Genomic DNA, 11,836 nt, shown 5'->3' on the forward strand with positions numbered 1-11,836 from the left:
TTACCGGTTGCTGGTCGGCATTGGGCGCGGCATTCTTGGGGAAATGGAGGATTTTTTGATGAGCATCGCCCGTTTGCAGAAAGAGCCGCTGACCAACCTGCCCTATTATGAGGAGCGCGTCGACCTCGCCGCCGCCTTCCGCTGGACGGCGCGGCTCAACATGCATGAAGCCGTGGCCAACCACTTCTCGCTGTCGGTCAACGAGGACGGCAGCAAATTCCTGATGAACCCCAACCAGGTGCATTTCTCGCGCATCAAGGCGAGCGACCTTTTGCTGATCGACGCCAACGATCCCGAGACGCTGACCGGCCCCGACGCGCCCGACCCGACTGCCTGGGGTCTGCACGGCGCCATTCACCGCAACGTGCCGCATGCGCGCTGCGCCATGCATGTGCATTCCATTCATGCCACTGTGCTTGCATCGCTGGCCGACTCGACTCTGCCGCCGATCGACCAGAACTCGGCCATGTTCTTCAACCGCCACGTCGTCGACGCCCATTATGGCGGGCTGGCCTTCGAGGAAGAGGGCGAGCGCTGCTCGCAACTGCTCACCGACCCTAAGGTCAAGGTGATGGTGATGGGCAATCACGGCGTCATGGTCATCGGCGACACCGTTGCCGACGCCTTCAACCGCATGTTCTATTTCGAACGCGCCGCCGAGACCTACATCAAGGCGCTGTGGACCGGCCGGCCGCTGCGCACGCTCTCCGACGCCATTGCCGAAAAGGCCGCCAGCGAAATGGACGACTATCCCGGCCAGGCGGAGCGTCACCTGGCCGAGCTGAAGGCGATCCTCGACGAGGAGGAGCCGGTGTACCGCAGCTGAATGAGTTCACCCTTCTCCCCGTTCACGGGGAGAAGGTCCCGGCAGGGGGATGAGGGGCAGCGCCGACGTTCATAGGCTCACTCAGAGTCCCAACTGAGCCCGCAACTCTTCCGCACTGTTGATCACGACAGCGCCCTTCGGTCCTGCCATCGGCGCTTCCGGCCAGAAGATCGTCCGCATCCCCGCGGCCAGGCCTGATGTGGCGCCGGTAACGCTGTCGTCGACGGCCACCGCGTCTGAAGGATCGACGCCGGCCAGCCACGCGGCGCGCAGGAATGGTTCGGGATGCGGCTTGCCTTCGCGCACGTCGTTTCGGCTGATCGTGCGCATGCCGGGATAGATCAGGCCGACGGCGCTCAGATTTGCATCGACGATCACCCGGTCGGAATTGGACACCACCGCCTGCTGCACGCCGAGCGCGCGCAACTCGTTGAACACTTCGATCGCGCCGGGGCGCGGCTTCAGCGTCTCGGCCATCGGCATGTAGTGATCGTATTTGCGCACGATCCAGTCGTCGAAGGGCAGGTCGAGGCCGAACTCGCTGCGCAGCATCTCGTAGACCGGTGCGGCGGCGACGCCCAGCACCCGCTCATGCAGGTCGGCCGGCGGCGTGATACCGACGCTGCGCAGCGCCGCCACCAAGGCCGCCTCGTGCAGCGGCTCGCTGTCGACCAGCGTGCCGTCCATATCCCAGAAAACCGCTTTCGGCGTCATGCGAGGCTCCTTTGCCGATCCCCTTAAAGCGTTTGTATCAGGAGATAAACCGCCGAGCCCGTCCGCTGGCGATTTTCGCTGGGTTGGTTGCCGCGCGGCGGCCGGATCGAAGCAGCAAGCAATTGTCTTCCCGATTGAACAATTGCGCGCCGACACATTCCCTGCAAGACTACGACGCTTCGCCCAAGGGCGCGCAAAGGGGCAGGGCTGGAGGCACATTTTGAATTCGCGGCAAGATGGCGGCAGCAGCAGGCTGGACGAGGCAGCGCGCGCCGGCTGGCTTTATTATGTTGCCGGCAACACCCAGGACCAGATCGCCGCCACGCTCGGCATTTCCCGGCAGACGGCGCAGCGGCTGGTGTCGCTGGCGGTGTCGGAGGGGCTGATCAAGGTTCGCGTCGATCACCCGATCGCCAATTGCCTTGATCTCGCAGCTAGACTGAAGTCACGCTTCGCGCTCGACCTCGTCGAAGTGGTGCCGAGCGATCCAACCTCATCCTCGACCACGATCGGCATTGCCGAGGCGGCCGCGGCCGAGATCGAGCGGCGGCTGCGGTCACCGACGCCCATCGTCTTGGCCATCGGCACCGGCCGCACGCTGAAGGCGGCGATCGAGCAATTGCCGCCGATGGAATGCTCGCAGCACAAGGTTGTGTCCTTGACCGGCAACATCTCGCCCGACGGTTCGGCCGCCTTCTACAACGTCATCTTCACCATGGCCGACCGGGTCAAGGCCCGCTCGTTCCCGATGCCGCTGCCGGTCATCGCCTCGTCGCCGGAAGAGCGCGAGATGCTGCTTGCCCAGCCGATGATCCAACCGACGCTGGCGCTGGCCGCGGAAGCCGACGTCACCTTTGTCGGCATCGGCGATCTCGGCCCGAAGGCGCCGCTCTACGAGGACGGTTTTATCTCGGAAAGCGAGCTGAAGGCTTTGCAAAAGGCTGGCGGCGTCGCCGAGATCGTCGGCTGGGTGTTCGACCGGGAAGGCCGCATGATCGAGGGCATCACCAACGACCGGGTATCGTCGGCAGCCTTGCCGTCACGCGAAAAGTCGCTGGTCATTGCACTCGCCATGGGCGAACGCAAATTGCCGGGCATCCTGGCCGCGGTGAACCGCCGGCTGGTCAATGGCCTCATCACCGACGAGCGGACCGCCACGGCCCTACTCGACGGCGCCTGATCTGGTGATAAAATCGGCACTGCTATTTGTGCCGTCCGCAAACATCATTTCCATCGAGGAAACCCATGTCGCGCTGCAGATGCGGCGACAACTCCCGGACGTCGACGTAGCCGCGTCGGCGGTGCACAAGCAGGGAAAATTCATGCACCAGCAGGGAAAACCAGCTCTGCGCCGGGGTCGAATGGAGCTTTTGCTGTACCGTGGTCATGATCTTCAGCCTCCGCTATGCTTGAACTTGATTGATCGTTGACACCAGATATCGGCCTGATTGCCTCTTGCCGCCAATCAAACGTCGATCACGACCCATAAGGAGGGCTTATGCCCGATCTCAAGGCACCACAGCTCGCCCAGTTGCCGCCGCTGCAGGCCATCAGGGTGTTCGAAGCCGTCGCGCGGCATCTCTCCTTCACCAAGGCCGCGCAGGAACTCGGCATGACGCAGGCCGCCGCCAGTTATCAGATCAAGCTTCTGGAAGAGCGCATCGGTTCGCCGCTGTTCCTGCGCCAGCCGCGACAGATTGTGCTGACGGAACCCGGCCAGCGCCTGGCGCCCGCCGTCAGCGAGGCGTTCAGCCTGCTCTCAAGCGCCTATTCCGCCGCGCGTGGGGGCGCCGATAGTGTGCTGTGTGTCTCGACGCTGCTGACCTTCGCCTCGAACTGGCTGGCGCAGCATCTCGGCTCCTTCCAGGTCGCGCATCCGTCGCCGGCGGTGCGCGTCGATACCTCGAACAGGGTGATCGATTTTGCCCGCGAGGACATGGACATCGCTATCCGCTCCGGCAGCGGCAAGTGGCCTGGAGTGGAGACCCATCTTTTGTTCAAGGCCGATTTCACCCCGGTGCTGAGCCCGGCACTCGCTGCCACCATAGGTGGCGTCCACGAACCCGCCGACCTGTTCAAGCTGCCCATTCTCGATCCCGGCGACATCTGGTGGCGGGAATGGTTCGCCCTTGCCGGCGTCCCGGCGGACGAACTTGCCAGGCGCACCGGCACCAGCATGGGCGCGCAGGCCTATGAGGCGAACGCGGCCATCGCCGGCCATGGTGTGGCGATCCTGACCACCGCATTGTTCAAGACCGAGCTCGCCGCCGGCCGCCTGATCCAGCCCTTCGACCTAGTCGGCGACGACGGCCACGCCTATTGGCTGGTCTACCCGACGGCGCGTCGCAACGTGCCGAAGATAAAAGCCTTCCGGGACTGGATCCTGGCCGAGATCGCCTGCGCCTGAGGGCGAGCGACTCGCGGATTGATTTCCGAGATGCAAAGCGAGCCATGGATCCGCGACGAATGCTCGCTTTCGCGGACAAACAGCTGCGATCGGGCCACCCGGTTAACCAAGCTTGACAAAAACGCTGTCGATATCACTCGCCCGGCATAGGCTTGTGCTTGTGACGACCCAATTGAGCAGGATCAATCGTCTGCAGATTGAAACAGGGTCGATCAGCCGGCTGATGAAAGTCTATCGCGTCGAAGAAATCGAAAACAACACCGTGCGCACGACGCAGGTGATCGAAGCATTTACGCCGTTTCAAGCTGCCGTGAAGGCAATCGGCCGGGAAGTTAGGCTGCGCAAGGACGAGCCCAGCTGGATCCAGGTGACGGAAGTGCTGACCAGAGCCAAGCAAACACGCGACGGCAGGGTTTTCGAATATTCCGTCGGAAGCTACCCGTCCCACGGCTGACGGGCTGGGCCCCATCGCTCCCTTGGCGCCATGATTGGGTTGCGATGGGTCGGCATCTACCCGCTCTCACATCCCGTGCAAACAGCTTCCCAAATCCGTTCAATATCCTCTACGCGCGCAACGCCGCGCTCCTCCTTGCGTGCTGCGCTGCAGCATCGAATCTGGCTTGACATAATTTATGCCAAGTGAGTAATTGCCCATTACCAAGGCAAATGCTCATCTTGGTTCATGGGAGGAATTTGATGAAACTGGGCACGCTCACCCTGGGCTTGTTGTCGGCCAGCGCTTTCGCTTTTGCCGCACACGCCGAATCCATCACCATCGCCACGGTCAACAATGGCGACATGGTCCGCATGCAAAAGCTGACGGACGACTTCACCAAGGCGAACCCCGACATCCAGCTGAACTGGGTCACGCTCGAAGAGAACGTGCTGCGCGAGCGCGTCACCACCGACATCGCAACCAAGGGCGGCCAGTATGACGTGATGACGATCGGCACCTACGAGGTTCCGATCTGGGCCAAGCAGAGCTGGCTGTTGCCGCTCGACAAGCTCGGCGACGACTATGACGCCAAGGACATCATCCCGGCCATCGCCGGCGGCCTCTCGGTCGACGGCAAGCTCTATGCCGCGCCCTTCTACGGCGAAAGCTCCTTCGTCATGTACCGCAAGGACCTGATCGAGAAGGCCGGGCTGACCATGCCCGATGCCCCGACGTGGGACTTCATCAAGCAGGCCGCCGACAAGATGACCGACCGCGCCAATGGCGTGAACGGCGTATGCCTGCGCGGCAAGGCCGGCTGGGGCGAGAACACGGCGTTCCTGACGGCCATGTCCAACTCGTTTGGCGCCCGCTGGTTCGACGAGAACTGGAAGCCGCAGTTCGACCAACCGGAATGGAAGAACACACTGCAGTTCTATGTCGACCTGATGAAGGCCGACGGTCCGGAAGGCGCTTCGTCCAACGGCTTCAACGAGAATCTGGCTCTGTTCCAGCAAGGCAAGTGCGGCATGTGGATCGACGCCACCGTGGCGGCGTCCTTCGTCTCGGATCCGAAGGCCTCGAAGGTGGCCGACAAGGTCGGTTATGCTTTGGCGCCGGACAATGGCCTCGGCAAGCGCGCCAACTGGCTCTGGGCATGGTCGCTGGCGATCCCCGCAGGCACGCAGAAGGCGGAATCCGCCCAGAAGTTCGTCTCATGGGCGACCAGCAAGCACTATGCCGAACTGGTCGCTTCCAAGGAAGGCTGGGCCAACGTTCCTCCGGGAACGCGTTCCTCGCTCTACGCCAATCCCGAGTACCAGAAGGCGGCCCCGTTCGCCAAGATGACGCTGGACTCGATCAATGCCGCCGATCCGGCGCATCCGACGGTCAAGCCGGTGCCCTATGTCGGTGTGCAGTTCGTCGCCATTCCTGAGTTCCAGGGCCTCGGCACAACCGTTGGCCAGCTGTTCTCGGCGGCGCTCGCCGGCCAGACCAGCGTAGACGACGCGCTCAAGCAGGCGCAGGACGCCGCCACGGCGACCATGACCGAAGGCGGTTATATCAAGTAAGGCTCCTCCCGGTGCCGAATGCCGGTCGCCTCCTTGGCCGGCAACGGCCGCCCGAATCCCAGTTCGGGCGGCCCCTTTCACACACCTGAAAATTTGGCTGACCTTGAAGGGTGACCGTCATGGCTACTCAGCAGACCCGTTCGCTTGCCCGCTTTATGTTGGCGCCATCCGTGGTGCTGCTGTTCGTCTGGATGATCGTGCCGCTGGCACTCACGATCTGGTTCTCCTTCCAGCAGTACAATCCGCTCAATCCGATCCGCGACGGGTTTGTCTGGTTCTCGAATTACTCGCTGTTCTATTCCAACCCGGCATTCCTGCAGTCGATCCTCAACACGCTGGTCCTGGTGGGCAGCGTGCTGCTGATCACCGTCATCGGCGGCATCATGCTGGCGCTGTTGATCGATCAGCCGATGTGGGGACAGGGGATCGTCCGCATCCTCGTCATCTCTCCGTTCTTCGTCATGCCGCCGGTGGCTGCACTTGTCTGGAAGAACATGATCATGCACCCGCAATACGGCGTCTTTGCCGACATTGCGCGCTTCTTCGGGGCTCAACCGATCGACTGGTTCGGGCAGCATCCGATGCTTGCCATCATCATCATCGTCGCCTGGCAATGGCTGCCCTTCGCAACGCTGATCCTGCTGACCGCATTGCAGTCGCTCGACGGCGAGCAGAAGGAAGCCGCCGAGATGGACGGCGCCGGCTTCGTCAGCCGCTTCATCTATCTGACGCTGCCGCACATGTCGCGCGCCATCACCGTCGTCATCCTGATCCAGACCATCTTCCTGCTGTCGGTCTATGCCGAAATCCTGGTCACCACCAATGGCGGACCCGGCTATGCCTCCACCAACCTGCCCTTCCTCGTCTACCAGAAGGCATTGCTGGAGTTCAAAATCGGCCAGGCATCGGCCGGCGGTGTCATCGCCGTCATTCTCGCCAACATCGTCGCCTTCTTCGCCATGCGCGCGGTCGGCAAGAACCTGGACAAGTAAGGGAGGATACGATGGCACGCGCAGTCACCACCCAACACAAGGTCATTGCGACAGGCGCCGCCTGGATCGTCGCGCTGCTGATCTTCTTCCCGATCCTCTACACGATCATCACCTCGTTCAAGTCGGAGCAGGAGGCCATCCAGGGCTTCGCGCTGATCCCGTCGGGGACGTTCGAGAGCTATACCGAGGTCCAGGCGCAGAGCGGCTACTTCAAGTTCTTCTTCAACTCGGTGCTGCTCTCGGTCGGCTCGACCATCCTGGCCCTGATCGTCGCGGTTCCGGCCGCCTGGTCGATGGCCTTCTCGCCGGGCAAGTGGACCAAGGACATCCTGATGTGGATGCTCTCGACCAAGATGATGCCGGCGGTTGCCGTGCTTTTCCCGATCTACCTCATCTTCCGCGATGCCGGACTGCTCGACAGCCGCATCGGCCTGATGATCATGCTGATGCTGATCAACCTGCCGATCGTGATCTGGATGCTCTACACCTACTTCCGCGAAATCCCCGGCGAGATCCTGGAAGCGGCACGCATGGACGGCGCCACCCTGTGGGGCGAGATCGTCTATGTGCTGACCCCCATGGCCGTGCCGGGCATCGCCTCGACCATGCTGCTCAACATCATCCTGGCGTGGAACGAAGCGTTCTGGACCATCCGCCTGACCACCACCGAGGCGGCGCCGCTGACGGCCTTCATCAGTTCGTTCTCAAGCCCGCAAGGCCTGTTCTGGGCCAAGCTTTCGGCGGCATCGACGCTGGCCATCGCGCCCATCCTGATCATGGGCTGGTTCAGCCAGAAGCAGCTGGTGCGCGGCCTGACCTTCGGTGCGGTAAAATAACGGACGTTGCCTGAAGCAATCCGGCCAAATAACCCCTCGGGGAGGAAACCATGGGAAACATCACGCTCAAGAACGTCTCCAAGCATTTCGGATCGACGGTCATCATTCCAGGCCTCGACCTCGTCATCGAGAATGGCGAGTTCGTCGTCTTCGTCGGGCCGTCGGGTTGCGGCAAGTCCACGTTGCTGCGCCTCATTGCCGGGCTCGAGGACACCAGCGGGGGCACCATCAACATCGATGGCCGTGACGTCACCGGCGAGGCGCCGGCCAAGCGCAAGCTGGCCATGGTGTTCCAGTCCTATGCGCTCTATCCGCATATGACGGTGGCCAAGAACATCGGCTTCCCGCTGAAGATGGCGGGCGAGGATGTGGCGACGATCGACAAGAAGGTGAAGGACGCAGCCCGGGTCCTCAACCTCACCAACTATCTCGAACGCCGGCCCGGCCAGCTCTCCGGCGGCCAGCGGCAACGCGTCGCCATCGGCCGCGCCATCGTGCGCCAGCCCTCGGCATTCCTATTCGACGAGCCGCTGTCCAACCTCGATGCCGCACTGCGCGGCACCATGCGGCTCGAAATCAGCGAGCTGCACCATCAGCTCAAGACGACGATGGTCTACGTCACCCACGACCAGATCGAAGCCATGACCATGGCCGACAAAATCGTCGTGCTCAACGCCGGCAACATCGAACAGGTCGGCTCGCCGATGGAACTCTACAAGTCGCCGAAGAACCTGTTCGTGGCGGGCTTCATCGGTTCGCCGAAAATGAACCTGATCGAAGGTGCGCCGGCGGCCAAATACAACGCCAAGACCATCGGCATTCGTCCTGAGCATATGGGGATATCGACCACCGCGGGTGACTGGAAAGCCCTTGTCGGCGTCGCCGAGCATCTGGGCTCCGACACCTTCCTGCATGTCCAGGCCGACGGCGTCGGTCCGCTGACGGTACGCGCCGATGGCGAACTGGCCGTACGCCACGGCGACACCATCTATTTGACGCCGGACAAGGTCCGCATGCATCGCTTCGGCCCCGACGGAAAGGCGCTGACGCAGTGAGACTGAAAGGCAAATCGGCGCTGATCACCGGATCCGCGCGCGGCATCGGCAGGGCTTTTGCCGAAGCCTATACGCGCGAGGGTGCCACGGTGGCCATTGCCGACATCAATCTGGCGGCTGCCGAAAACACGGCCGCCGAGATTGGCGCCAACGCCTATCCGGTCAGGCTCGACGTCAGCGACCTTGCTTCGATCCAGGCGTCGGTCAAGGCGGTCGAAACAAAGACCGGCGGCCTCGACATACTGATCAACAATGCTGCCTTGTTCGACCTGGCGCCGATCGTCGAGATCACCGAAGCGAGCTATGACAAATTGTTCTCCGTCAACGTCGCCGGCACTTTGTTCATGCTGCAGGCAGCGGCGCGTTCGATGATCGCAAGGGGCAAGGGCGGCAAGATCATCAACATCGCCAGCCAGGCAGGACGGCGCGGCGAGCCGCTGGTCGCCGTCTATTGCGCCACCAAGGCCGCGGTGATTTCGCTGACCCAGTCCGCCGGGCTCGACCTGATCAAGCACCGCATCAACGTCAATGGCATCGCGCCCGGCGTCGTCGACAGCGATATGTGGGATGAGGTCGATGCGCTGTTTGCCAAATATGAGAACCGGCCGAAGGGCGAGAAGAAGCGGCTGGTCGGCGAGGGCGTGCCCTATGGCCGCATGGGCAAGCCGGAGGACCTGACCGGCATGGCGGTCTTCCTGGCCAGCGACGACGCCGAATACATCGTCGCCCAGACCTACAATGTCGATGGCGGCCAATGGATGAGTTGATGGGCCGGGATCACGAAGGCCGCAGCCCGGCCAAAAGGGTAGAAAAATGACCGTGAAACTCTCCTCCTCGATCCTCTCGGAACTCCCCGCCAAGGTCGCCGGTCCCAGATATGATCGCTCCAGGCTCAAACCCGGTATCGTCCATTTCGGCGTCGGCAATTTCCATCGGTCGCATCAGGCGGTCTACCTCGACGATCTCTTCAATGCAGGCATCGGCCATGACTGGGCGCTGGTCGGCGCCGGGGTCTTCGAGGGCGAAAAAATCGGTCGTTCCAAGCTGCAGGAGCAGGACTGGCTGACCACCGTGGTCGAGCAGGATTCCGACCATATGAGCGCCCGCGTCACCGGCGTCATGATCGATTTCCTGACGCCCGGCGATGCGGATGCGATCATCGACCAGCTCGCCGATCCGGCGATCAAGATCGTCTCGCTGACCATCACCGAAGGCGGGTATTTCATCGATCCGGCCTCGGGAAAGTTCAACCCGACCCATCCTGATATCGTTGCCGACGCGCAGGCAGGTACGACGCCGAAGACGGTGTTCGGCCTCATCCTGGCCGGGCTGATGCGCCGCCGGGCCGACGGCATCGTGCCGTTCACCGTCATGTCCTGCGACAACATCCCTCACAATGGCCATGTCACCTCGGATGGCGTCATCGGCCTCGCCCGGCTGATCGACGAGGATCTGGCAAACTGGGTCAGCGACAATGTCGCCTTTCCCAACGGCATGGTCGACCGCATCACCCCCGCCACCTCCGACCGCGAGCGCGGCATTCTCGCCACCGAGTTCGGCCTCGAGGACAACTGGCCGGTGTTCTGCGAGCCGTTCAAGCAATGGGTGCTGGAAGACCGTTTCACCGACGGCCGCCCGCCGCTGGAAAAGGTCGGTGTGCAATTCGTGAGGGATGTCGCGCCCTATGAGCTGATGAAGATCCGCATCCTCAATGGCGGTCATGCCACGATCGCTTATCCCGCAGGGTTGATGGACATCCATTTCGTCCATGAGGCGATGCAGGAGCCGCTGGTGCGCGGCTTCCTCGCCAAGCTCGAGCATGACGAGATCATCCCGACCGTGCCGCCGGTGCCGGACACCGTGCTGGAGGATTATTACCAGCTCATCGAGCACCGCTTTTCCAACCCGAAGATCGGCGACACCATCCGCCGGCTTTGCCTCGACGGTTCCAACCGGCAGCCGAAATTCATCATCCCGACCATCGCCGACCGGCTGAAAGCCGGGAAGAGCGTTGCGGGTCTCGCGCTGGAATCGGCGCTGTGGTGCCGCTATTGCTTCGGCACCACCGACAGCGGCGCCGACATCGAAGCCAACGATCCCAGCTGGGACCGGCTGCAGGCAACCGCCAAGGCGGCGAAGGATGCGCCCGGCGCCTGGCTTGCGATGGAGGACATCTATGGCGATGTCGGCCGCTCGGCGGCGTTCGCCGAGGCCTTTGCCCATGCGCTCAACGTCTTGTGGGCGAATGGCACGCGCGCGACGCTGACGCGCTACATCTCCGGCAAGCTCTGACGCCAGCCGCAATGACGCCCGAACTGGTCATCTTCGACTGTGACGGCGTGCTGGTCGACAGCGAGGCGCTGTCGGTTTCGGCTCTGCTCGGCATGATCTCTGCCGCCGGGGGCTCGGTCAGCGAGGATGCGGCCTACGAGCATTTCCTCGGCAAGAGCATGAAGAGCGTGCGCGAGATACTTCTTCGCGATTTCACCATCGACATCACCGACGTGCACCTGACCGATATGCGCGTCGAGCTGATGCGCAAATTCCGCGAGGAGCTGAAGCCGATTCCCGGCATCAGCGACATCCTGCCGAGGCTGGGCGTGCCCTGCTGCGTCGCTTCCTCCGGCACGCTCGACCGCATTCGCTATGCGCTCGACGTTACCGGCCTGCTCGGCCTGCTCGAGCCCCATCTGTTCAGCGCTGCCATGGTCGCGCGCGGCAAGCCGGCGCCGGATCTTTTTCTCCATGCCGCCGCCGCCATGGGCGCGCATCCCGGTAATTGCATCGTAATCGAGGACAGCCCTGCCGGCATCGCGGCGGCGCGTGCGGCCGGTATGCGCGTCTTTGCTTTCACCGGCGGTTCGCACGCCGGCAACCCGGCCTTGAAAGCGCGGCTTGCGTCGAGTGAACCGGACTTTATATTCGCGGACATGCTGCAATTGCCCGATCTGATTGCAGGCTAGAGCATGATGCCGAAAAGTGTGAAGCGGTTTTCGGAC

General features: G+C 62.7%; 13 protein-coding genes. 11 read left to right on the forward strand and 2 right to left on the reverse strand.

Annotated features, from left to right (window positions below; all coding sequences use genetic code 11):
* The first annotated feature begins 58 nt into the window (after positions 1–58).
* On the forward strand, positions 59–826 hold the full coding sequence (locus tag X771_RS144575; protein ID WP_023689162.1) for a class II aldolase and adducin N-terminal domain-containing protein: 768 nt from the start codon (positions 59–61) through the stop codon (positions 824–826).
* 81 nt (positions 827–907) lie between these two features.
* Here the strand turns inward: X771_RS144575 and X771_RS144570 are convergent, their stop codons facing one another.
* Positions 908–1,540 (reverse strand): HAD family phosphatase, encoded by a 633-nt coding sequence (locus X771_RS144570; RefSeq protein WP_023671242.1) that lies wholly within the window; start codon positions 1,538–1,540, stop codon positions 908–910.
* Between the two features lie 220 nt (positions 1,541–1,760).
* Between X771_RS144570 and X771_RS144565 the strand changes: the two genes are divergently transcribed.
* Positions 1,761–2,720 carry a sugar-binding transcriptional regulator gene (locus X771_RS144565; RefSeq protein WP_023689163.1) on the forward strand — a complete coding sequence of 320 codons (960 nt, stop codon included), beginning with the start codon at positions 1,761–1,763 and terminating at the stop codon, positions 2,718–2,720.
* A 22-nt stretch (positions 2,721–2,742) separates the two neighbouring features.
* Here the strand turns inward: X771_RS144565 and X771_RS144560 are convergent, their stop codons facing one another.
* Positions 2,743–2,928 carry a hypothetical protein gene (locus X771_RS144560; RefSeq protein ID WP_023689164.1) on the reverse strand — a complete coding sequence of 62 codons (186 nt, stop codon included), beginning with the start codon at positions 2,926–2,928 and terminating at the stop codon, positions 2,743–2,745.
* A 110-nt stretch (positions 2,929–3,038) separates the two neighbouring features.
* On the opposite strand from X771_RS144560, the gene X771_RS144555 reads away from it, so the two are divergent.
* The 9 genes from X771_RS144555 to X771_RS144515 all read left to right on the forward strand — a co-directional run bounded on the left by X771_RS144555 (position 3,039) and on the right by X771_RS144515 (position 11,800).
* Entirely contained in the window at positions 3,039–3,947 is a 909-nt protein-coding gene (locus X771_RS144555; protein WP_023689165.1) for a LysR substrate-binding domain-containing protein, read from the forward strand.
* 172 nt (positions 3,948–4,119) lie between these two features.
* Complete coding sequence (locus X771_RS144550; protein ID WP_023683593.1) at positions 4,120–4,401, forward strand: hypothetical protein; 282 nt, start codon at positions 4,120–4,122, stop codon at positions 4,399–4,401.
* A 242-nt stretch (positions 4,402–4,643) separates the two neighbouring features.
* Entirely contained in the window at positions 4,644–5,954 is a 1,311-nt protein-coding gene (locus tag X771_RS144545; RefSeq protein ID WP_023689167.1) for a sugar ABC transporter substrate-binding protein, read from the forward strand.
* A gap of 119 nt (positions 5,955–6,073) precedes the next feature.
* Positions 6,074–6,946 (forward strand): sugar ABC transporter permease, encoded by an 873-nt coding sequence (locus tag X771_RS144540; RefSeq protein WP_023671249.1) that lies wholly within the window; start codon positions 6,074–6,076, stop codon positions 6,944–6,946.
* An 11-nt stretch (positions 6,947–6,957) separates the two neighbouring features.
* Positions 6,958–7,782 (forward strand): carbohydrate ABC transporter permease, encoded by an 825-nt coding sequence (locus X771_RS144535; RefSeq protein WP_023671250.1) that lies wholly within the window; start codon positions 6,958–6,960, stop codon positions 7,780–7,782.
* 50 nt (positions 7,783–7,832) lie between these two features.
* On the forward strand, positions 7,833–8,837 hold the full coding sequence (locus X771_RS144530; RefSeq protein ID WP_023689168.1) for an ABC transporter ATP-binding protein: 1,005 nt from the start codon (positions 7,833–7,835) through the stop codon (positions 8,835–8,837).
* Positions 8,834–9,604, forward strand: coding sequence for an L-iditol 2-dehydrogenase (locus tag X771_RS144525; protein ID WP_023683590.1), 771 nt, complete (start codon positions 8,834–8,836; stop codon positions 9,602–9,604). Before X771_RS144530 ends, X771_RS144525 begins: the two co-directional genes overlap by 4 nt.
* A 46-nt stretch (positions 9,605–9,650) precedes the next feature.
* Positions 9,651–11,129 carry a mannitol dehydrogenase family protein gene (locus X771_RS144520; protein WP_023689169.1) on the forward strand — a complete coding sequence of 493 codons (1,479 nt, stop codon included), beginning with the start codon at positions 9,651–9,653 and terminating at the stop codon, positions 11,127–11,129.
* Between the two features lie 11 nt (positions 11,130–11,140).
* Positions 11,141–11,800 (forward strand): HAD family hydrolase, encoded by a 660-nt coding sequence (locus X771_RS144515; RefSeq protein WP_023689170.1) that lies wholly within the window; start codon positions 11,141–11,143, stop codon positions 11,798–11,800.
* Positions 11,801–11,836: the final 36 nt, after the last annotated feature.

It is taken from the genome of Mesorhizobium sp. LSJC269B00, assembly GCF_000502815.1.
In the GTDB taxonomy this organism is placed as follows: domain Bacteria; phylum Pseudomonadota; class Alphaproteobacteria; order Rhizobiales; family Rhizobiaceae; genus Mesorhizobium.

Excerpts from the sequence above, each read along its gene's own strand:
- X771_RS144575 (WP_023689162.1), top strand. The coding sequence starts at position 59 with ATGAGCATCGCCCGTTTGCAGAAAGAGCCGCTGACCAACCTGCCCTAT.
- X771_RS144570 (WP_023671242.1), bottom strand. The coding sequence starts at position 1,540 with ATGACGCCGAAAGCGGTTTTCTGGGATATGGACGGCACGCTGGTCGAC.
- X771_RS144560 (WP_023689164.1), bottom strand. The coding sequence starts at position 2,928 with ATGACCACGGTACAGCAAAAGCTCCATTCGACCCCGGCGCAGAGCTGG.
- X771_RS144555 (WP_023689165.1), top strand. The coding sequence starts at position 3,039 with ATGCCCGATCTCAAGGCACCACAGCTCGCCCAGTTGCCGCCGCTGCAG.
- X771_RS144545 (WP_023689167.1), top strand. The coding sequence starts at position 4,644 with ATGAAACTGGGCACGCTCACCCTGGGCTTGTTGTCGGCCAGCGCTTTC.
- X771_RS144540 (WP_023671249.1), top strand. The coding sequence starts at position 6,074 with ATGGCTACTCAGCAGACCCGTTCGCTTGCCCGCTTTATGTTGGCGCCA.
- X771_RS144535 (WP_023671250.1), top strand. The coding sequence starts at position 6,958 with ATGGCACGCGCAGTCACCACCCAACACAAGGTCATTGCGACAGGCGCC.
- X771_RS144530 (WP_023689168.1), top strand. The coding sequence starts at position 7,833 with ATGGGAAACATCACGCTCAAGAACGTCTCCAAGCATTTCGGATCGACG.
- X771_RS144520 (WP_023689169.1), top strand. The coding sequence starts at position 9,651 with ATGACCGTGAAACTCTCCTCCTCGATCCTCTCGGAACTCCCCGCCAAG.
- X771_RS144515 (WP_023689170.1), top strand. The coding sequence starts at position 11,141 with ATGACGCCCGAACTGGTCATCTTCGACTGTGACGGCGTGCTGGTCGAC.